We start from the raw sequence: 21,741 nt of genomic DNA, 5'->3' as shown, positions 1-21,741 counted from the left end.
AAATAATGTCCTTACTTCATTCAACCTATATAAAAGGTAGGTGAGCTTCATCCAACACGCCACTGTCAACTATCCGTTGACAAAGTTCGTGTGATGCCTGATTCCTAAGGTCTGTGCCATAGTCCTTACTGCCAACCATGCGGATAATCTCCACAATGGTCTTTATTAATTCCTGCTGTAGTGTACGGTGATAACACCTTGTACTCTCTGCAAACCTTCTAGGATTCCAACTATAATCATTCAAGGCTCTTTCAAGTTCTTGCGCTGCCTTGTATTCGCGACTGCCTTCTATTACCATATTTATAATATTTAAGAGGTTTATAAATAGCAAGAGTACCTATATATAGTATATAGATACCCTTATTAGTACTTCATGTACTACTTCAACATAATAATTTGAAATATTGATATATAGCCCAAATAATCATGAAGAAGAATACAATAGGCGAAACTGCACATGCAATAAAGAACATAATAGTCCAAAATATAACAGCGAATAATGCTAGTAACATAAATCTTTAATTATTAATTAAGTAATGAATAAATTAAGGGACACCCTTATTATATGGATGCCCCTGTTAAATACTGTGTAATACCACTAACTAAGAAACCATTGGTATTTGTCATCACCGTGTAAAGCGGAACATATACCTGTTGCAAGTTCTGTAGCATTATAGGCTCTATCCAAGAATGAATCTATATAGCTACTCTTATTAGCGCCTGTGAGCAAGTTGTAGAACTTCCACATAGACAAGTCATTTCCCAAGCTGCCAAAGTTCTCGTCATTGATATACGCTTTAGCCACATTGTTAACCTGTGTATCAGTAAGCAACATTTTAGGAATATCCTTTTGATACCCCTGTGGTAATGATTGATAAAGTCTCATTCTGCCTAATAGTTGGCAGAATTGATGCTCTGTCATACAGGTATTGCCTAAAGACTGCATCAAATGTATGTGTTTGGCTGCATCGTATTTGTGGAACATTTCCAATACCGCTTGATATAAATCCCTTGTATTGGTAACTTCCAAACAACTAAGATAACCGTCTGTAGATACACATAGATTTGTGCAAACCTTACAGGTGAAGCCAATAAACACTTTAAACCGCTCCGCACCCTTCTTTGAATAAAGATTGGTGTGGTTATAAGCTCTGACACCACCAATAGTAAGTGTTAGCCTGTTACCGTGTACTGTCTCATAGATAGTAGGAACTTCAATAACAAAAGCGCACCTCTCATAGTAGATAGTCTTGTCACTCTCTAATAACTGATTGGCTGGCTTATGAATTGCTTCGGGAATCCTGCCTTTGATTACATGAGAAACACGAATATCTGGCGATTCAATTTGTTCACCGCTAAAGAATGTATTGGTTGCATCCTGTACCGCTTCGATAAAAGCCACATGAGATAATGTAGCTTCGTTATCTTTGGCAAATACAGGGATAATACAATCATTCCTTAGATGTTCCAAACTGGCTTCAATCGTATTGGCTTCAATAAATAACGGGCGTTTCTGCTTAATAATTGGCTCTTCAATTATTACCGCTTCTTCTGCATATTCACCAAAGTTTCTACTAATTCTCTGCACTGGCATAATCTGTAATGTTGATTCCATAATCTGATAAATTATTAAGTTAATATGATTAGTAAATACTGCATTTGAGGACAAAATGAGGGCTTAACATGAAGTTCTATTCATTCACTTATCTTTGTGCATCTTTATATGTAGACATATACAAATCGTTGATAAGTCCGCATATTTCAGAAGTTCAAAGCGTTTGTTGACTGAATAGCGATTCATGTTATCCTTTCATTTCTCCTAATGATTGGTGAGGGGTATTAGGGGTAATAGAGGGGGCTTATGCACGATATACATCTGATACGCTCACTGACGAATCAAATATTTCACCCTATCACTGCATAAAGTCTAAATAGAAACACAACCTAAATCTAAAGGGCGGGGGTATGATTTTAGATACCCTATTCTTGGGTTGGGGTATATAATAAGAAACTCCAAACCGTATTAGTGGTCTGGAGTTTTACTCTTATTCAATCAAAGCCTTGATAGCCTTCTTGGTTCTTGTTCTCCTTAGTTGGCTTAATCCAAGCTGCTGATATCCCTGTTCTAATATTGGGTCTCTCTTCATAAGGCTTTCCAACTCCTGCCACTCGTTATCAGTCAGAGCGGATTTCTCCTTCAAGTCACAGAAGCGTTTGAGCCTGTCTCTGAATTGGGGAGTGGTAAGTATGCCTTTGATAATATTCTCGTCTGCAATGTCCCATTCATACGTCTGGACTATTGCCATGCCCAACTGTCTGTAGCCTTCCTGCAATGCTTCTGCCGACCTGTACACTATACGTGTAGTCCAGTGTTGGTAGAGTTTTAACTGGGCAACCATGTCATTGACTTCATACCTGTCACCCTTCTTGATGATATATGTATCAGCCCCCAGTTTCTTAAGTTCATCGTCCTGCTGTTTCCTTGCAACTTCCCCTAACTTGCTCTCATTCAATACCTGTATCCGTTCCTCTGCCGCTGTAAGCTCCTTAGCTATCTTCTGCTTCATTTCAGCAAATGGAAGGTAGTAGTTCATAACCTTTGGATTAAAGATATGGACTATCTTGTTTCTGAACGGATTGGATTTGGTTCTGATACGTCCTGCAATCTGGGGAATATCCATGTCAATGCTGATTAGGGTATGCTTGTTGTAACCGTTGCTGACAATGAAGCATATTGCCGTTTCAGAATAATAATCCACTCCTTCAAACGCCTTACAGGTTATAAATGTAAACCGTTTGGCGGGAGCTGTTGAACTGGAGATTTCAAAGCCTTCCAGTTTGTAATGGTTCGTCTCGTCATCCGCACATATAATTCTGCAATCATCATTAGTCAGTCTGGCTTCTTCAAGTATCTCCTTAATCTCTCTTACGCTATTAACAAAGAAGTAAGCTTCCTCACTCTTAATCCCGTCCAGTACAAAGTAACCGTTGTCTTTATAATGCCTTATAATCTTGGCAGCCGTACTGCTTGCGCTTTTACATGGATAAGGGTAGACTGTAATCTTATCCACCGTCTTCCAATCAGCCACGTACTCTGTCATTTCAGCAAAGACTTTGGGCTTGAACAGTTCTGGGATAGGGGTTGCGGTCAGGAAGCAATGGGATTTGAAGCATTTGAAGTTCTCTATGATTTGATTTATCACTATTGTCCTAAACCCGTACTGTTTTAACAGGTTGTGGTACTCATCCACAAGTATTTTAAATTCCAGTGGATTGATAACAGGAATCAACTTGTCAACCTTGTCATAAGTGCAGATTATCTTCTTCACTCCGTCCTTATCAAGAAACTTCCTTAACTTGGCTTGCACTGTTTTATTGAAACTGCCATACAAGCCGAACAGTCTGTCATTAGTAGGACTTACGCCTGCTTGAATCTGTGACCTCTTCCAAGTAATGTCCTTACCATTCTTATCCTTAGGTGGATAACACTTATTAATTACTAACTCTGTCGTAGGTACGGCTATAATGTAATTCTCGTCATTGGTAAGTGCTATCGTAGTAGCACCACATCCTGTCTTCACCTTGTTGAAGATACAGTTCTTTGGGAAGTCCTTCATAATGAGGAAGCCGTCCCGCTCTTGAATTTCTAACTTTACCATAAGTTATCTTTTGTGATTTTAAATATGTTACCTGTGCCCCTAATTATTGGACTTTAAATAATCCTAAACTCTGAATATTGGGGTAACTGACCGTTTTATATAGGGATAATTCACCACTCTTTGGAGATTCCAACTTTATCCCCACTTCTGCTTGGTGATTGGAAAACAGCTACCTGTCACCTCAATAATCAGACTTTAAGTTACTCTTAGCTTCATTTATTAGGGTAACCCGTATTATTATATAATGGAAATTCACCACTCTGGAAGAATCTGGAGTAGAAGAGCCTACCTGTCACATAGGCTCTTTACATGGTCAGACTTCTTCCGCTTCCAGATAAGGAATGTCCTCTGTGTCATCATTGGCGGTCACTTCCTTGCTGTCCTTAATTGAGATGACAGTAGTAGGGCGATTGTACCGTTCTCTTATCTTCTCAAACTGTTCCATTACTAAATTCTCGTCCAGATTTCCGTGTGTATTGAACATTGCCGCCTTGTCGTTCTGTGTAATGGACTGGAATATCTTGACAGCTTCCTTGACATCTCCTGTAATTGTCTTGATATTATTGAATTGGTTACTTAAGTATCTCTTGGCAATATCCTTGTCATCAAAGCCTTTATCCTTGCAGATTTGGATGAACTTGTTACCTATCTCCATGTTATAGGCTGGAATGATAGGCTTCTTCACCTTCTTCCCCTTCTCATCCTTACCAGAGCATAATAAAGAGAAGTCAGACTTTGATATAGCGTTATTATTGCCACAAAAGATAAGGTTCAGTGTTGAGATTGGATAACCGTCTGGGTTCTTCTCGCTCTTTATTAATTCGTTGTACCGTTGCAGAAATTCATTGTCTGGGTTAATATTGGCTGCACCACGCACATAGTCTGGGGTAGTCCATTCCTTCTTGGTAATATTAATCTCGTTGATGTATTCTGCAATGGTTTCATTCCCTTGCAGTTCAACTTCAATGGCGGGTACATTTATTGCTTCCTCTCCGTTCTCCGCTGCCCATTCATTATAGAGGGATGCGGCAATGGTTCTGTGCTGACCGTCCAATACAAGGAAGTATTTGGCTGCATCTTCTGGATTTATATCCTGTCCGTTAATGTCAACCAGACGAATGTCACCTGTTGTGATTACATCTTCTGCCTTAACGACCTGTACCATTTCTGCCTTTCTATAACCCTTGACCTTCATCATGGCTAATATCTTCTCTACATTGCCCAAGTTGATGGCACGGTTAATACCTTTAGCAAAAGCTACGTTTCTTACTTCATTATTTGCAACAACTTTAACTTCTAAATAAATCTTCTTCATGATAGTTTAAATTTAAATTAATAATTAAGTTTATAAATTGGTGCAATCTTCAACTTGGCGCCTTATCGTTTCTGATTACATTGCAAAGGTGAGGAATAGTCGGAAGGTGTGTTATAAAGAATAGAAGGCGATTTGAAGTGCATTCTTTAGATGTAAGAATATCAGCGAATTGGCTAATTTAAAGACATAAAAATAACTACCACGTGATTACATGGTAGTCTGTAAGGATTGGTGGATTATTAATTACCAGAGATGTTCTGTAGACTGATTATTGGGTGAGAAATTGTAGTCTTCTGTCTGTTTGGTCTTCCATTGCGGTTTATAGCCTTGTTTCACCAAATAGGCTATTGCTGCATTGGTGTAGTTCTCATCATTATTGAAACTGCCTGCTTCAAATAATAATTCCATGTAGTCTAAAGTCATACGTATCTGTTCACTCTTGGTCTTTATTGAGGAATATCTTTGTAACAGGTGGAATGTACCATACATGATTAGATTATGGGCTGCATTATTGGCTTTCCTGCCCTTCTTCTGTGAATATACTTCCTTCAATTCCTGTTGGGCTTCTTCCAAACTGTTTACTCCTAAATAGATGTGAAGGTAGTTATCCAATAAATCACTCAGCCAATAGCAAGAGTTATCAAGAGTAATCTTCTTAACTCCGTTATCAATGGTTATAGGACTGAATACCCTTAGCTCCTTCTTCTTGGAAGGTGAGTATCTCTTGGTATTCAGCAACTCATATAGCTTTAGCATTTCTGGACGGACTTGTTCCAGATAAGGCAGTGTGTTCTCTGATATGACAACTTCTGTGTAAAGTTCACCATTCTTATACTTCTCATATATGGCAGCTACAACAAGCATACTTATTCCAATTACTCCGTCATTATCAGTTTCACCATGCTTCTGTAATAAATCAATCAGCCGTTCCAATAAATTATCACTTGGCAGAGTGATAAGTATATTGTGTTCTGAATCCATAATGAAGCTACTTGGATTAAACGCCTTACTGGTAGAAGTCGATTTGGGAGCATACCGTTTATAATCAAATACTCCGTTATCTACTGCGATAGTGTTTAGAAATGAATAGTCTGTCATGTAGTTCTTACAAATATCTTCACTGATTCCGTTGGGATATTCATGGTAGTAAGTAGCTGACAGTTCATTCTCAAACATGGCACGCTTATAGCCAAAGTATTCCGTGAGTATGGGTTCTATCTTCTTTAATTCTGGAATTGGTAGTATGTAATCTCTCATATCGCTTCTTATTAGTGCTGTAAAGATAAATAATGCTGCTCCATTACACAATAGAACAGCATTACAAATTACTACAGAATGTAATTACATTCTACCAAATACGTACTTCACGACCTTCGCATTAGCTCTGTTCTCGTTGGCGAAATCCCGCTCAATGTAGATGTCCGTTACCCTCATTGTTTCATCAACATGGTTTAACGCTGCATGGACTGTATATTTGTCAATTCCCACTTTATTGAGTGCTATGGTAGCCCATGAGTGCCTTGCTGCATAATATTCCAAGTCGTCAATCTCTAATAATGTTCCAATCTCCTTTAAACCATAGTTTATGGCTTTATTAAAACCTTTCTCGTCAACGTAATATTGATAGAAATTGAAGAGGCGTTTACCTGTCTCATCCTTATACTTCTCAATGAGTGGTTGGGCTAATTTAGGTATATCAACCTTCATTTGAGCTTTATCCAGTCTGCGGTCTTTAGTCTTGGTACGATTATATATAATTGTATTGTCTTTCATTTCAGTGGCATTGTATAAGTCTGCTGAATTCATCCCCATAAGGCAGAATGATAGAATGAAGCAATCTTTAGCCAAATTATAACGGCACGTAGCTTTGTAACCTTTCTTCATGTCCTTATATGGTAACTTCCATACCTTCTTTATAATATCTGCAGATATAGCTCTTTTACGGGTAGCTTCTTGTTTGGGTATTTCAAGTTCTATGAAGGGTGAGTTGGGAATTAAGATTAAATTCTTATCCTTCTTATTATACCTCTTCTTGGCTTCATTGAACAACTTCTTGATACTTATCAAATAAAGGGAGAGTGAACGATTAGAAGGTACACGTTTGCCTTGCTGCATTAATCTTTTAGTCCGTATCTCACGTTCTTTATTCAAGAATGATTTGAAGTCTTCTAAGAAGTCAAGAGTAATTAGATTAATATCCAACTCCTCCTTACCTATGAAACGCACTAAAGCATTAATGGCAGTTGTATAATTGGGTGCACCTTTGATTGTAGTTGAGGCTATCCATTCACGACTGAATTTAATGAAATCTATTACTTGGTTCTTCTCATGTTCATGGTTTAATAACTCCAATATGTCCTCTAATGTGTAATTATTCTGGTCTATTTGAAGTTTGTTACACCGTTCTTTGTAGTATACTACCAGATTATCAATCTCCTTCTTAATAGGAGTACCTTCCTTGAATTTGAAGTCTTTAGTAAGTTCTTTAGGTGTTATGAATAGGTTTGTAGATAATCTTCTTACCTTTCTATTCATTGTAAACCTTACCTTGACATTGTATGTCTTATCACTCCTCTGTTTGTCCTGTTGGACTTCTGCTTTAATTGTTAGCATTTTAACCTATTAATTTGGGGTCAACAATAGGTCAACAACTACCTAAATTAAGGCTAATATTACCGAAGCAACAGACTTATATCTGGTGGGTTTACAAACTAAAAGAGGCTCTATTCCCTTAGGAATGAGCCTCTTAGTTTGTGGACCAGCCTGGGCTTGAACCAGGGACCTCCAGATTATGAGTCTGTTGCTCTAACCAACTGAGCTACAAGTCCGATGTATCCTTTGTTGGATGCGGTGACAAAAGTAGTATTTTCCCTCGAATTATGCAAATCCTTTTGATAAAAAACTACGATACTTTATTTTTAGAACTTATATTTGCGCTTCGGGTTCTTGGGGAACCATCCTTTTTGTACCCGTTCTTCCTGTTCGAAGACCTCTTTAATCGTCCAGAAGGAAGAAAACGCAAACACGCCAAGCAAAGAAGATAAAATCACATTATCGATGCTTAATGAGGCGACCACACCGGCTATGCCGAGTACCAGAAATATCCACCAGCATTTTGTACCCCAATAGTATTCGGCCTTTACCACGACGGGGTGAAAAAGGCCGATAATCAAAAAGGTACATATTCCGATGAATAACCCCGCAAGGTGATATTCATTTAGAAATTCCATCACAATTATTTTTCAACGCGGATGGGGATTTCTTTCTTGATACTCTGTTCCAGAGAAATCAATGTCTCGGTAGCTACCACACCCGGTATTTCTTGCATTTTGTTATTCAGCAAATCCATCAGATGTTCGTTGTCGCATGCATAAAGCTTTGTCAGCATTGTGTACGGACCTGTAGTGAAATGACATTCCACAATTTCGGGAATCTTTTGTAGTTCCGCTACGACAGATTTGTACATGGAGCCTTTTTCCAGTTTGATACCCACGTAGGTACAAGTTCTGTATCCCAATGATTTCGGGTTCACATGGTAACCAGAGCCTACAATGACACCTAGGTCAATCAGTCTTTGCACACGCTGATGGATAGCTGCGCGTGACACTCCACATTCGGCTGCTACGTCTTTAAAAGGGATGCGGGCATTCTGGGAGATAATCTCTAGGATCTGCCTGTCGAGGTTGTCTATTCTTTCCATAATAATAAATTGTAATTTCCTGTTGTTATCAAATAGTAAGCAAATATAGAGATTTATTTTAATTATTCTTCTTTTCGGAGAAAAAAAATAGGAAAAAGCAAAAAAAAGAGGTACAAACGTTTTGCACCTCTTTCCTTTTTCTATTTAGAAAAGAACTTTCTTATTTCTTATCTTTTTCGATGCCCAACAGTTCAACTTCGAAAATCAAAGTAGAGAACGGTTTGATTTGATTGCCAGATTCTCTAGCACCGTAAGCAAGTTCTTGCGGGATGTAAAGTTCCCATTTAGAACCTACAGGCATCATAGTCAATGCTTCTGTCCAACCTTTGATTACTTGGTTGGCACGGAAAGTAGACGGTTCGTTACGTTTGTAAGAGCTGTCGAATTCTGTTCCGTCGATCAAAGTACCTTTGTAGTTCACTTTCACTTTGCAAGTGTCAGCAGGAATTTCACCTTTGCCTTCAGTGATTACTTTGTATTGCAGACCGCTTGCAGTTGTTTTTACGCCGTCTTTAGTCTTGTTTTCAGCGAGGAATTTTTCGTTTTCAGCTTTGTAGTCAGCATATTTTTCTGCCAAAGCTTTTGCTTTGATAGTTTCCATAGCTGTACGAGTATATTCTTGAGCTGCTTCCATAGTCATTACGCCACCTTTTTCTAAAGTACCTGCGATGAAACCTGCCATGAAGTTTTCTTTGCTGATAGTTTTAGTAGAGTCAGTGCCAAACAATTCCTGGTTGATACCTTTCATCATCTGGTTGCTGATTTGCTGACCGATTTGCAGACCTGCCATGTAAGCGATGTCTTTTTTGCTAGTCTTGTTTGCACCTTCATTCAAACCTTTGATGAAGTCTGCCATATAAGCAGTATCAACGTCCAGACGACCTGTCAGATAGCCTTTCAGACCTTGAGTCTGCGCCATACCGATAGAATAAGACAGTGAGTCGATGTCTGATTTCAGATTTGCTTTAGGAGCTTGAGCTGTACAAGAAGCAAGGCTTGCAGCAGCGGCGATTGCCATAAAAATACTAACTTTTTTCATTTTGCTTTGAAATTTTTTATTTATAATACTTCGAGTAATTCTACTTCAAAAATGAGTGTGCTATGAGGAGGGATCATTTCTCCGGCACCTCTTGCGCCATAACCAAGTTCTGACGGAATATACAGTTTCCATTTAGAACCTTCCGGCATCAGCTGCAATGCTTCCACCCATCCCGGGATTACTTGGTTGACACCGAATACAGCCGGTTCTCCGCGTTGGATAGAGCTGTCGAACAGTGTACCGTCGATCAATGTTCCTTCATAGTGGCATCTTACCTGGTCGGTAGCTTTCGGCTTTTTGCCTGTGCCTTCTTTGATAATCTCATATTGTAGTCCGCTGGGAAGAACAACTACGCCCGGTCCTTTTTTGTTTTCTTCGAGGAAAGCCTGTCCTTGTTCGATAGCAACGGCACCCATTTTAGCTTCCAGTTCTTCGAAATACTTGTTTACTATTTCGCGGGCTTCATTGTGGCTGATAGCCGTCTGATTGCCTTCCAATACGTCTTTGATTGCTTGTGCGAAATCATCTACCGCAAGGTTTCCGATTCCCATACTTGATAAGTTTTGACCAATTCCGAGGCCAATAGCGTAACTGAATTTATCCATATAATGTTTTTTGTTGGCGATTGAAATGTATCACCATCATGGTTTTAGCTTTCAATCAATTGCAAATTTATGAATCGCAAAAGTACGTGTTTTATTTGAATGATTTAGCATTTGCTATTTAAAAATTCTTATATCTGTGAAAGTTAATCGCTTTTCTTTAAAGAATTAGTTCTTTTGTTCGTAGGATTTAATCGGCTTATTCTTATTATTTAGGTTGGTTTATGTAGATAATTAATCGTCTGACAACTGTTGAACTTGCGTCTGACAATTGTTGTTTTTTCGTCTGACAACTGTCAGACGAAAGAATAACAGTAGTCAGACGAATAGTTGTTGCCATAAATGATGCTAACTATCTGCATCTTTCATCTTAAAGTTCTGCATAAATTGGATTATATTAAGCGTGAGAAAGTGTTCTTTTATTCGATGATTCTGATTACATTTGTGTGGCTATTAAAAAAGAAGGAGGAATAGTAATGAAGAATCTGGTAGTTTTGACGGGTGCGGGTATGAGTGCCGAGAGTGGGATTAGTACATTTCGCGATGCAGGCGGTTTGTGGGATAGGTATCCTGTGGAGCAGGTGGCCACTCCTGAAGGTTATCAGCGTGACCCGGCTTTAGTGATTAATTTCTATAATGAGCGCCGGAAACAGTTGTTGGAGGTGAAACCGAACCGTGGGCATGAATTGTTGGCGGAACTGGAGAAAAACTTCCATGTAACGGTGGTGACACAGAATATCGATAACTTGCACGAACGTGCCGGGAGTAGCCACATCATTCATCTGCATGGCGAACTGACGAAAGTGTGTTCCAGCAGAGATCCTCATAATCCCCACTACATAAAAGAACTGAAACCGGAAGAATATGAAGTGAAGATGGGAGACAAGGCCGGCGACGGCACTCAATTGCGACCTTTTATCGTATGGTTTGGAGAAGCTGTGCCGGAAATTGAAACCGCCATCCAATATGTGGAGAAAGCGGATATTTTCGTCATTATCGGTACGTCGCTTAACGTATATCCTGCGGCGGGGCTGCTTCATTATGTACCGAGAGGAGCAGAGGTGTATCTGATTGATCCGAAACCGGTAGATACGCATACTTCCCGTTCGATACATGTAATTCAGAAGGGAGCTTCTGAAGGAGTGGCTGAATTGAAACAGTTGTTGGGAGTTTGAGAGGTTTTCTTTTCCCGGTTTTATTCCAGTTCGGTGGCAAAAATATGATTGTTCCGGAGTACTTCTGATATTTCGAGTGCAGAGATATCCCTGCACTCGATTCTTAATATTTTCTCCCAGTCCTCAAAGTCCACATTCCATTTGTCTATTTGGGGGAACTCTGCCAAAAGCTCTCCTATGCGCTTGATGTCACGCCTTTGGGTGATAGAAGTTCGAAAAATCAGAATCTTATTTTCTTTTTCCATATTCTTTAGGGTTTTATTTTAATGAACGGAACTCCCGGATCGTCATACTGAAATGCAACCTGAAATTGCGACTTAAAAGTGAAAGGCTGCTAAAGCCGCAAAGACGGGCGATTTCGGTGGCGGAAAGTTCCTTGTTTCGTTTTAATAATAGGGCTGCTTTTTCAATCCGGGTGCGTTTGATATAATCCGTAGGCGTTTCGCCCGTCAGAATTGTAAATACGCGATGGAAGTGGAAAGGAGAAAAGCAGGCAATACCTGCCATTTTCTGTAATGATAACGGCTGGTCTATGTGATTGTGAATATAGTCGGTCACTTTATTGATCCGTAACTGATATTCTTGTTTATTGATATCTTTCGTCTCCATGTTTTCTGCAAAGTAAAGGATAATAAATGCCGGAGAGTTGTCCTATCTTGCTAACTTCTCCGGCAGATAATCAATCTCTTTTTTGTCCTATATAGAATACGTAGCCGTAGTATTCTTTATACTTATTATATAGGCTCTCTTCATACCGTTGTCCGGTGATGAGGTCTGCGGCTGCGTCATTTCCTGCATATTCCTTTAAGAAAGCTTCCTGAACCGGGAACTGGGGAGCATAGAAATGCTCGAGCCAGCAATTTTCCGGTAAAATGAAATGGGCTGTCGGGATATATCCTGCTTTTTCCATTTGCATTATCTTTCTTGGGATCGTATCGATTTCCGGGTAATTGGCCATCCAGAAGTCTTCTATTTCGGAGGGACGTTCCGGGGTGAACCAGGAGGCTTCCGTTACAGCGATAAATCCGTTCTTTTTCAGGAATTTGTTCCATTCGTTCATGCCGCGTTCGAATCCTATGTTATAGATAGCGCCTTCGGACCAGATCAGATCGAGTTCTTCCTCTTGAAACGGCAGAGCGTCCATGGAGCCGACGATACCCTTTACTCTGTCTTCACAATGGGCTTCTATTGCATTTTTGTTGAATCGCTCGATAAAATCGGGGAAAAGGTCGATACCTGTAATTTGTCCTTTCGTATAATTGGCTAATGCCATTGTCTGACCGCCTGTGCCACAGCCAATGTCGGCTATTCGTGCCTTGTCGGACAGTTCGTTGATGAAGCTTACGGCTTTTTGTGTGACTTCAGGACTTCCGGGACCTTGACGTTTTAATGCCTTGAAGTAATTACATATCAGTGTAAAATCGAATTCGTGGATTGATTTAAAATCGTTACTCATTGTTTTTAATGTTTTAGCTGTACGGCGAATGGAGGCATATAATGATGCTTACAACCATTTGACCATACAAATAGTTTAAAAATTTAGATATAGAAAGTAACTCTGACAAGAGTATGTCAGAAAACATAAGGGATAATCTGTAATGAGAGGAAGGTTTACAGATTATTTACAGAACGGAATCCTTATGGAATGAAAATGAGTTAAACATCCAATTTTTCTTTTAGTTTGTGACAAAGATAGGGTTTTAGCTGTAAAACTCAATGATAACTTGATTGAAAAAAGACTGTAAACCTGTATTTTAGCAAGAATAGTCAAATAGGAATATGTCTATATATCCGGTTGTATGGATAAGATTGATCGCCCAAATTGATTGAAACTACATTTTTTTGAGTTATTTTTGTCGAATATTAAATACAAATCTCTCATTTAATGTATGATACCGATGAAAAGCAAATTATTACTCACATGTATCCTCCTGTTTTTCTGTTCCTCTTTTCTGTGCGGACAGAATCAATCTTCTAAAGTGGCAAACTCTGTTGAAACGAATAATGGATGCATCCGGCACCCGTGGCAAGGAAAAAGAGTGGGATATTTGGGAGACTCTATTACAGATCCCAACTGTTATGGTGACAAGATAAAGAAATACTGGGATTTTCTGCAGGAATGGCTGGGAATCACTCCTTATGTATATGGTATCAGTGGCAGGCAATGGAATGATGTGCCCCGGCAAGCCGAGCAACTGAAGAAAGAACACGGTGGAGAAGTAGATGCTATCGTGATTTTGATGGGTACGAATGATTTTAATGACGGTGTACCTATTGGAGAATGGTTTACGGAAACAGAAGAACAAGTGATGGCAGCCCGTGGGCAAACCCAAAAGCTGGAAACCCGTAAGAAACGCACTCCTATAATGGATAGAAGCACGTATAAGGGACGTATCAACATAGGAATCAATAGACTGAAACAGCTATTTCCGGACAAGCAGATTGTGTTGCTGACCCCGTTGCACCGTTCACTGGCCAATTTTGGAGAAACGAATGTGCAACCGGATGAAAACTATCAGAACAGTTGTGGCGAATATGTGGATGCCTACGTGCAGGCTGTTAAAGAAGCCGGCAATGTGTGGGGAGTCCCCGTGATTGATTTTAATGCGGTAACCGGATTGAATCCGATGGTGGAAGAACAACTGATTTATTTCTACGATGCGGGATATGACCGTTTGCATCCCAGCACGAAAGGACAGATACGCATGGCACGAACGCTGATGTATCAGTTGCTTGCGTTGCCTGCTACATTTTAAATAGGCCGGACAGAATTCTATGAAATTGTACACTATTCTATAGTACATTTTCTGCAAACCTGTAATTTTGTCTTCTATAAATAATAGAACCTATGAGACATAAACTTCTGTTTTCTTTTTTCATCTTTTTGATAGTTGCTTTGCCGATTCGTAGTAAGGATTTTGTTTTGACTTCCGGTCAAACTGTTGTCATCGCTTGCAGCCCCTCTGAAGAACTGGTTGTACGAACCGCATTGGAAATGCTGGGGCGTGATATTCAGACAGTATTGTCGTCGACTACCCAAGCGAATGAGAAAACAGGTGAAATTGTGATAGGAACGGTGGGGCAGAGTGAGCTTATCAGCCGGACCGGCATAGATGTTTCTGCGCTAAAAGGCAAGAAGCAGGCTTTTCTATTATCTGTTTCTCCGGAGGGTAAATTGATCGTAGCCGGCAGTGACAAACATGGTACGGCTTATGGAATACTCGAAATATCCCGTTTGTTAGGTGTCTCTCCCTGGGAATGGTGGGCGGACGTAACTCCGGAAAAGAAGAAACTTTTTAAGCTATCTTCCAAATTCCAAAGCCTTCAGGCTCCTTCGGTGGAATATCGGGGGATATTTATTAATGATGAAGACTGGGGCTTGATGCCATGGAGCAGTCGGACCTATGAACCTTCAAAAGTGAAAGGTGAGATAGGGCCGCGTACCAACGAGCGTATTTTCGAACTCTTACTTCGTCTGCGTGCCAATACCTATTGGCCTGCAATGCACGAATGTACACTTCCTTTCTTCCTGACCAAAGGCAATCGGGAAGCTGCCAAGAAATATGGAATCTTCATCGGTGCTTCCCACTGCGAACCGATGGCTTGCAGCGCTGCCGGTGAGTGGAAACGAAGAGGAGAAGGGGCTTATGATTATGTGAATAATGCTCCGGCTGTTTACAAATTCTGGGAAGACCGTGTAAAAGAGGTGGCAGATCAGGAAATACTCTATACGTTGGGTATGCGTGGTGTACACGATGGCAAGATGCAGGGAGCGAAGACGGTGGAAGAACAGAAGGCCGTAATAGATCGTGTGTTTGCAGATCAACGCGGGTTGATTGAAAAATATGTTGATAAGGATGTAACTAAAGTCCCGCAGGTTTTTATCCCTTATAAAGAGGTACTCGACATTTATCATGCCGGATTACAGGTGCCCGATGATGTAACATTGATGTGGTGTGACGATAACTATGGCTATATCCGCCATTTTCCTACGGCCGAAGAATGCGCACGTAAAGGAGGGAATGGAGTCTATTATCATGTTTCTTATTGGGGACGTCCGCACGACCATCTCTGGTTGAGTACGATGAGCCCGTATCTGATTTTCCAACAAATGAAGCTGGCTTACGATCGAGGCATACAGAAGATGTGGATACTGAACGTCGGAGATATCAAGCCTGCCGAGTATCAGATAGAGTTGTTTATGGATATGGCCTGGAATATAGAAGCTGTTGCCTCGGAAGGAGTGACCTCTCATCTGAAACACTGGCTGGAACGGGAATTGGGAGCTTCGTGCGCAAAGGCAGTATTACCTGTGATGCAGGAACACTATCGTCTGGCCCATATTCGTAAACCTGAATTTATGGGAAATACGAGGGAAGAGGAGAAAGATCCTGTTTATCGTGTTGTCAAAGATCTCCCATGGAGTGAAAAAGAAATCAACGGACGTTTGCAGGCTTATGATAAATTGTCGGAGACAGTGGAACGGGCAGCTTCGAAAATCCCATCCGGCAGACAAAGTGCCTATTTTGAATTGGTGAAATACCCGGTACAAGCTGCTACACAGATGAACCGGAAATTGCTGTATGCCCAATTAGCCCGCCACGGAAAAGCGGATTGGGAGAAAAGTGATCTTGCCTATGACAGCATTGTAGTATTGACGAAGCAGTATAACTCACTGGAAGATGGAAAGTGGAACCGCATGATGGATTTTCAACCCCGAAAACTCCCCGTATTCAATCGCGTGGAAAGAAAAACGGCTACTTCTCCGATGATGAAAGAGCGTGTAGCTATCTATAAATGGAACGGCTTGGATGGGAAGAATATCCCGAATGGTAAGAATTCATTGAATGCACGGAAAGGAACTTCTGTTATTTGTGAGGGTCTGGGATATGAAAGCAAAGCGACAGGCATTGACAAGGGAGATGCACTGATGTTCTCTTTTGACAACTGGAAAACAGACTCGGTAGAGGTTGACATCCGCTTATTGCCTAATCATCCTGTGGGAGGAGATCAATTACGTTTCTCAATATCGTTGGACGATGCAGCGCCTGAAGTGATCTCTTATGAAACGAAAGGACGGAGTGAAGAATGGAAAGAGAACGTGCTGCGCAATCAAGCCATCCGAACGGTTCGACTTCCGATATCTGGAAAGAAGTCCCACAAATTGGTAATCAAGGCATTGGACGAAGGAGTGATATTAGACCAGATAATGCTTTATATGCCTTCGCCTACTGGTGAGTAACTGCACGGATCACGAACCATGCATGATGCGCCACGGTTCCAATCAGCCCGTAATGCTTTGCCATGATCCGAAATCTTTCTTTGAGGGATGCTTTCTGATTCCGGGTAGTCATTCCCTCCTCTAGATAGTCGATGATTGTCAGGTGAGTATTGTGCAAAGTACGTGCTTTCTTCATGATGCGGATGCACCAGTCGAAATCTGCAGAAAAGCGATATTGCAGATTATATGGCTCTACGAGCGTGTGGCGGGGGAAGAATGCCTGGTGGCAGACTAACATTCCCTGTTTGAAACTTTTCCAGGTGAGCGTTTCAGGGGCGGACAATCTGCGCATCCGCAGGAAATGCCTGTCCTTGTCTACGATAGCGGTTTCTCCGTAAAGTATATCGGGCAGTTCATTGCCGTTGATGGTGTGCACCATTTGTTGTAGAGTATCGTCCTCATGAAAACAGTCGCCTGCATTCAGGAAACAGAGATAATCACCGCTGGCAAGGGCGATTCCTTTGTTCATGGCGTCATACAGTCCTTTGTCGGGTTCGCTGACGACGGTGTGTATGCGTGACCGGTAACGGTTGATAATAGAGAGAGTCCCATCCTTGGAAGCTCCATCCACGATAATGTATTCTATATGATGATAGGTTTGTGAAATAACACTTTGAATCGTGTCTTCCAATACCTTTTCAGCATTGTATGTCACCGTAATGATAGAGAACTTGGGAGTAGGATGGACACTATGCATATTTCCCCGTTATTTTATTGTAGACATCTGTATATTTCTTTGCAACGATACTCTCCGAATAATTACCCAGAACCTTGCGGCAGGCCTGTGCGGAGAGTTCATTGTATTCCGGTTCCGTCAATATCCAATGTATGCCGTTGGCAAAATCTTCGGAAGATTTGTATTGTGCCACGTAGCCGTTGTGCAGATGATCGATCATTTCGGGGATACCTCCTACATTAAAACCGACACAAGGCACTCCACAGGCCATTGCTTCCATAATCATATTAGGAAGATTCTCTTCCAGAGACGGGATGGCGAAGAGATCTACGGCATTGTAGATATTCACCACTTCATGCTCATTCTTGATATAAGGGAGCGGGTATACATGGAAAGGAAGTTGTTCCTGTAACTGCTGCGATTGGTTGCCGAATACAACTACACCCAGTGAGTCTTTCCATTCCGGATGCTTTTCTGCCAACAGTTTGCACGCCCCAATCAGATAGTCGACCCCTTTTCGTTTGTCGGTGATCTTTAACGAGCCGAACAAAACCAGTTTCTTACCTTCCGGCAACATGAATTTGGCACGCGCTTCCTTCTTGTTCATGGGCTTGAACAGACTGGTGTTGATGGCATTCGGAATATTGGTGACGCTTTTCCCTTCGAACAATGCACTGGTCTGGGCTTGTTCCTTCAGCCAATGGCTGCACGTGACGAAATGAATGGGAGCATAGCTGTATAACTTCTGTTTTTTTCGGAACGTGCGATAGGATAAATCCTTTCGTCCCCCGCCTTTGTAGATGTACGGACAGTCATGACATTCCTGCTGATAGTTGTTGCACTCCCGTGCGTAATGGCAGATGCCGGTGCATGGCCACATATCATGCATGGTCCATACTACGGGTTTGCCGGAGGTCAGTATCTTTCGTATATCGTTCAGTGAGAGCATTCCCTGGTTGATCCAATGCAGATGGATCACGTCGGCCTGGCGGAATTCCGGGAGTGAGGTGATGTCTGTACCTGTGTTGGCGATGTCTACGTCAAACAAATGATAACGCCGGAAACGGTTGGCACTCCAGATCACAATCCGTTCCCACATGAACTTCCACACTTGCAACCAGTTACTTTTTAAGCGGACAACACTGATTTGGTCGGTCTGTTTGTCACGTACCAGCATTTTGGCTTTGATGCCGTTGTTTTTCAGTGACTCCATCAACCGGCTTGCTGCGATGGCTGCTCCTCCTATTCGTTCAGATGTATTTATAATCAGGACTCTCATGGGCAAAAGTTTATGCAAATGTACGGTTTTTAGAGGAGATGTTTGATATTTCCAGCAAGCTTTCTGCTATTTCGCGTGAAAAGATTTCGAGGTTGAAACGTTCTTCCGCCAGTTTGCGGGCATTCTCTCCCATGCGCCGTGCCTCTTCGGGGTGGTCGGCGATGTAGCGGATAGCGTCTATCCAGCCTTGTACGTCGTTATATTCTACGGTGATGCCTATTCCTTCCTTATCGATGTCTATTTCGAAGTTGGGGTTGCGCGAACAGATGACGGGAATGCCGAGGGCGAATGCTTCCACGAGTGTGGTCAGTCCTACGGTATAGGGGAAGTCGAGGCAGCAGATCACGATACAACTTTTGCGTGCCACCAGTTTCCCCAGTTCGTAGGGAATCACTCCGTCGGTATAATGGATGTGAATGGAGTCGGGCAATGCATACGGGTCGATGATCCTTTTATAGTTGATGTTACCGCATGAGACGGCAATGTACAAATCCAGTTTCTCGTTCGTTGCGGCAAATGCCTGGAGCAAGGTGTCTACGTCCCGGTTTTCTTTGCCGGTGGAAATAAATCCTTCGGGCTTCCGGTCGGGCATTTCTGCAAGCAGGTGGTCGTAGAAAGGAAGATCCGGTCCCCAATGGATAAGTTTCAGTTTGTGGGACGGTGCTTTCCGGGTTTTCTGCGAATCCTGAATCAGTTTCCGACTGAACAGGAACATTTGGTCTATACCTTTGTAGAAAAGGCGGGAGATTTGTTCGCGCCACGGTTTGGGATTGGTCACGACTGCCGTATGATGCCAGATTACGATGGGTTTGCGATACAGTCCCAGGGCACGGAGGAAGATGACGGGCTCTATACCCCGGAAAGAGGTGGCGTAAAGGACGTCGTATTTCTCCTTGCAGAAGAGAATCTCTTTGGTGGCGTAAAGCATCAGTTTCAGACGGCCGGAGAAATATTTGCATTTGTGCATTACGGAGCGTATTCCGTAATTCTCCAGTAAAGGAAGTCCGTATAAGATGTGTCCGGGGAATTTATATTCTTTCCATTCCTCGTAGCTTTCCCGCGTGAGGCGGGTATGGTAAAAATAAATAGTAAGCAACTTATTTAGTGGTGCTTGTTTCTTTTCAGCCATTTGTTGATTCGGTTTTTGACAGCTTTCGTAATGATGGAGAAATTACCGTATTTCAGGTTGAGGAACAGTTCTTCGAACGAACGTCCAATCTTGATCCACGGATGATCCCAGCCCATGATGCGGTAAACGCTCTCTTTGTAGGCAACGTTTTCGATGACGTAGCGGGGATGTTTCAGTGGAAAATCCACCTCATAGCGCTTCATCGTGAAGATGCGGCGGTAACCTTTGGGCAGGGTATGAATCGAGCCGGCGAAATGGGTGGAATCTGCCGTTGCTCCCAGGTTGTTAATCATGTTGCGGGTAGGCACGATGCTTAGCCCGGAGTTGAACAGTATGGAGGCGTGGAAGATCGTTTCATAAAAGGCTTTCTGCTGTTCCCGGTGACGCTGGCACATGTAGATAAAGTCGCTCCGGAATTTGCGTTCCTTGATAAGCTGTTCCAGTTGTTGCATGTTGAAGGAGTCGTCCAGGAAGCTGTAGAACTCATCCCATTGGTCGACTACCCGTTTCCAGCTTGCCCATCCCCAGATAGAGAAGGTGGTGGTAAAGAAATAGTCATAGGGCATGTCTTGGGTGATTTCTTCGGGGTTAAATCCGGCAATCATGCTGATGCGGGTGTCATGTTCGTATTTATCCAGCATCTCCTTGCAGAATTGGAAAAAGGAGACGGCGGGTACATCGTCGTCTTCCAATACGATGCACTTGTCGACTTTCGAAAAGGCCCATTTCTGCGAAATGTATTCCGAAGGGTCGCAGCCGAAATTCTTTTCTTGATAAAGCCGTTCTACTTCACATTCCCAGTCTATCTGTGATACGATTTCACGGCAGGCTTCTATTCCGGGCAGGTCACGTTCGTTTCGTGCTCCGTCCTGATAGAGGAAGAGGCGAGACGGACGCGCTTTCTTCACTTGCTCGAACACTTGTGACAACTGTTGCGGGCGGTTGAAGAACAGGATAAGTACCGGGACGTCTACTAAAGCGGATTTCATATTCATAGTTCTTGTTTTGGGGTTGTACTGAATGATAGGGCGGCAGGATAGTGGTTGTTCACTTTTTCCTGCTCTTCTTCTGTAAATCGATGCAGGGTTGGATAGTTGTAACGCAAAAATCCTTCCAGGTCATCGGGAGCGGTCACTGTGAGAGGGCCGAATTTCACCGGTTGCAGGTGGCGGATGCTTTCTACGGTTACGTGGTCGGCAGTGGCCATTACGTTGTTGTAGTAACGGGTGTTTCGTGAGTTGAAACAGCTTTGAACTGACACCAGCATGCGGTAGATTGCCTTTTTAGAGAAAAGCAGGTCGACTACCCTGTTCAGGAAACAGGAGAAGGCTCCCCGGTTCGTGGGGTTCTCTATTTCACATGTACCGAAGTGTTTCCACATCCATATCTCTTTTCCCATCAGGCAGCATTTGAGGAAGCCGAGTGCTTCGGATTGTATTCTTCGCAGCAGCTTGTTGTCGGGAATCTTGTCGAATGGGAATATATCGACAAAAATGCCCGGATGCATCGGGACATTCTTGAACATTTCTTCTACAAAAAGGGTGTTGTTTTTCTTGACTTTGGCAAAATAATACGGGGTGTGAGGGTCTGTCTCTATCCATGAAAGGAAGTAGGAAGGACCCAGTTCTCCGGGTGCTACTTTTAAGAATTTGTTGTAATTCTCCCGCGTCATGCCGATGTCTATATCGTCATCCCAGGGGAGAATGCCCTGATCGTAGAGTGCGCCGATGGCTGTGCCGCCTATCACAAAATAGGGAATATCGTGCTTCTGACACACCCGGATGGTTTCTCCCAATATGTCGTAAAGTTCGGTATGTAATAAATCAAGCTCTTCGGCTGTATATTTCTTGTTCATCGGAAATGGTTAATGCACGTTGTATTGCAAA

21 protein-coding genes and 1 tRNA gene are annotated in these 21,741 nt (G+C 42.1%); 3 read left to right on the top strand and 19 right to left on the bottom strand.

Translation table 11 applies throughout. The features are described from left to right. Positions 1 to 25: 25 nt before the first annotated feature. The 11 genes from BSCG_RS20555 to BSCG_RS20605 form a co-directional block, all read right to left on the bottom strand. Positions 26 to 298 carry a hypothetical protein gene (locus BSCG_RS20555; protein ID WP_008646583.1) on the bottom strand — a complete coding sequence of 91 codons (273 nt, stop codon included), beginning with the start codon at positions 296 to 298 and terminating at the stop codon, positions 26 to 28. Between the two features lie 300 nt (positions 299 to 598). After that, complete coding sequence (locus BSCG_RS20560; RefSeq protein ID WP_008646582.1) at positions 599 to 1,615, bottom strand: DUF3871 family protein; 1,017 nt, start codon at positions 1,613 to 1,615, stop codon at positions 599 to 601. Positions 1,616 to 2,045: 430 nt separating this feature from the next. Beyond that, positions 2,046 to 3,659, bottom strand: coding sequence for a hypothetical protein (locus BSCG_RS20565; protein WP_008775243.1), 1,614 nt, complete (start codon positions 3,657 to 3,659; stop codon positions 2,046 to 2,048). Between the two features lie 313 nt (positions 3,660 to 3,972). Next, complete coding sequence (locus tag BSCG_RS20570) at positions 3,973 to 4,974, bottom strand: hypothetical protein (protein ID WP_004323956.1); 1,002 nt, start codon at positions 4,972 to 4,974, stop codon at positions 3,973 to 3,975. Between the two features lie 243 nt (positions 4,975 to 5,217). Continuing rightward, a complete protein-coding gene (locus BSCG_RS20575; protein ID WP_008646575.1) occupies positions 5,218 to 6,231 on the bottom strand; it encodes a hypothetical protein in 1,014 nt (337 codons plus the stop codon). Positions 6,232 to 6,315: 84 nt separating this feature from the next. Then, positions 6,316 to 7,587 carry a phage integrase SAM-like domain-containing protein gene (locus BSCG_RS20580; RefSeq protein ID WP_008646574.1) on the bottom strand — a complete coding sequence of 424 codons (1,272 nt, stop codon included), beginning with the start codon at positions 7,585 to 7,587 and terminating at the stop codon, positions 6,316 to 6,318. A gap of 141 nt (positions 7,588 to 7,728) precedes the next feature. Continuing rightward, positions 7,729 to 7,802 (bottom strand) — tRNA-Ile (locus BSCG_RS20585). 90 nt (positions 7,803 to 7,892) lie between these two features. Next, on the bottom strand, positions 7,893 to 8,204 hold the full coding sequence (locus tag BSCG_RS20590) for a DUF4491 family protein (RefSeq protein ID WP_004302581.1): 312 nt from the start codon (positions 8,202 to 8,204) through the stop codon (positions 7,893 to 7,895). A gap of 5 nt (positions 8,205 to 8,209) precedes the next feature. Then, positions 8,210 to 8,674: an Lrp/AsnC family transcriptional regulator gene (locus tag BSCG_RS20595; protein ID WP_004302580.1), complete on the bottom strand. Its 465-nt coding sequence runs from the start codon at positions 8,672 to 8,674 to the stop codon at positions 8,210 to 8,212. A 160-nt stretch (positions 8,675 to 8,834) separates the two neighbouring features. After that, positions 8,835 to 9,713 carry an FKBP-type peptidyl-prolyl cis-trans isomerase gene (locus BSCG_RS20600; RefSeq protein WP_008775242.1) on the bottom strand — a complete coding sequence of 293 codons (879 nt, stop codon included), beginning with the start codon at positions 9,711 to 9,713 and terminating at the stop codon, positions 8,835 to 8,837. Positions 9,714 to 9,733: 20 nt separating this feature from the next. Next, on the bottom strand, positions 9,734 to 10,318 hold the full coding sequence (locus BSCG_RS20605) for an FKBP-type peptidyl-prolyl cis-trans isomerase (RefSeq protein ID WP_008775241.1): 585 nt from the start codon (positions 10,316 to 10,318) through the stop codon (positions 9,734 to 9,736). A gap of 473 nt (positions 10,319 to 10,791) precedes the next feature. Here BSCG_RS20605 and BSCG_RS20610 point away from each other — a divergent pair, with 473 nt between their 5' ends. Further along, positions 10,792 to 11,490: an SIR2 family NAD-dependent protein deacylase gene (locus BSCG_RS20610; protein WP_008775240.1), complete on the top strand. Its 699-nt coding sequence runs from the start codon at positions 10,792 to 10,794 to the stop codon at positions 11,488 to 11,490. A 20-nt stretch (positions 11,491 to 11,510) separates the two neighbouring features. Here the strand turns inward: BSCG_RS20610 and BSCG_RS20615 are convergent, their stop codons facing one another. From BSCG_RS20615 to BSCG_RS20625, 3 genes are all read right to left on the bottom strand, one after another. Beyond that, complete coding sequence (locus BSCG_RS20615) at positions 11,511 to 11,735, bottom strand: hypothetical protein (RefSeq protein ID WP_004311131.1); 225 nt, start codon at positions 11,733 to 11,735, stop codon at positions 11,511 to 11,513. 13 nt (positions 11,736 to 11,748) lie between these two features. Continuing rightward, positions 11,749 to 12,099, bottom strand: a complete 351-nt coding sequence (locus BSCG_RS20620; protein WP_004302575.1) for a helix-turn-helix domain-containing protein — start codon at positions 12,097 to 12,099, stop codon at positions 11,749 to 11,751. Positions 12,100 to 12,169: 70 nt separating this feature from the next. Further along, entirely contained in the window at positions 12,170 to 12,946 is a 777-nt protein-coding gene (locus BSCG_RS20625; protein ID WP_008775239.1) for a class I SAM-dependent methyltransferase, read from the bottom strand. 442 nt (positions 12,947 to 13,388) lie between these two features. Here BSCG_RS20625 and BSCG_RS20630 point away from each other — a divergent pair, with 442 nt between their 5' ends. Beyond that, positions 13,389 to 14,246 carry an SGNH/GDSL hydrolase family protein gene (locus BSCG_RS20630; RefSeq protein ID WP_008775238.1) on the top strand — a complete coding sequence of 286 codons (858 nt, stop codon included), beginning with the start codon at positions 13,389 to 13,391 and terminating at the stop codon, positions 14,244 to 14,246. A gap of 92 nt (positions 14,247 to 14,338) precedes the next feature. Further along, entirely contained in the window at positions 14,339 to 16,732 is a 2,394-nt protein-coding gene (locus BSCG_RS20635) for a glycosyl hydrolase 115 family protein (protein ID WP_032849372.1), read from the top strand. Here BSCG_RS20635 and BSCG_RS20640 read toward each other — a convergent pair. From BSCG_RS20640 to BSCG_RS20660, 5 genes are read right to left on the bottom strand one after another with little or no spacing between them, the layout of a single operon-like run. After that, complete coding sequence (locus BSCG_RS20640; RefSeq protein ID WP_004311135.1) at positions 16,719 to 17,468, bottom strand: glycosyltransferase family 2 protein; 750 nt, start codon at positions 17,466 to 17,468, stop codon at positions 16,719 to 16,721. The two genes, BSCG_RS20635 and BSCG_RS20640, sit on opposite strands and share 14 nt — an antisense overlap. Further along, entirely contained in the window at positions 17,461 to 18,726 is a 1,266-nt protein-coding gene (locus tag BSCG_RS20645; RefSeq protein WP_008775236.1) for a glycosyltransferase family 4 protein, read from the bottom strand. Before BSCG_RS20645 ends, BSCG_RS20640 begins: the two co-directional genes overlap by 8 nt. A gap of 10 nt (positions 18,727 to 18,736) precedes the next feature. After that, the gene (locus tag BSCG_RS20650; protein ID WP_008775235.1) at positions 18,737 to 19,855 is read right to left on the bottom strand and encodes a glycosyltransferase family 4 protein; all 1,119 of its coding nucleotides are present in this window, start codon (positions 19,853 to 19,855) and stop codon (positions 18,737 to 18,739) included. Next, on the bottom strand, positions 19,828 to 20,850 hold the full coding sequence (locus tag BSCG_RS20655; RefSeq protein WP_008775234.1) for a hypothetical protein: 1,023 nt from the start codon (positions 20,848 to 20,850) through the stop codon (positions 19,828 to 19,830). Before BSCG_RS20655 ends, BSCG_RS20650 begins: the two co-directional genes overlap by 28 nt. Continuing rightward, positions 20,847 to 21,710, bottom strand: coding sequence for a phosphorylcholine transferase LicD (locus BSCG_RS20660; RefSeq protein ID WP_008775233.1), 864 nt, complete (start codon positions 21,708 to 21,710; stop codon positions 20,847 to 20,849). The genes BSCG_RS20655 and BSCG_RS20660 overlap by 4 nt, the downstream gene beginning before the upstream one ends. Positions 21,711 to 21,741: the final 31 nt, after the last annotated feature.

Source organism: Bacteroides sp. 2_2_4 (assembly GCF_000157055.1).
Lineage (GTDB): Bacteria > Bacteroidota > Bacteroidia > Bacteroidales > Bacteroidaceae > Bacteroides > Bacteroides ovatus.
The sequence above is the reverse complement of the archived record's forward strand: the minus strand, read 5'-3'. Positions and strand labels throughout refer to the sequence as shown.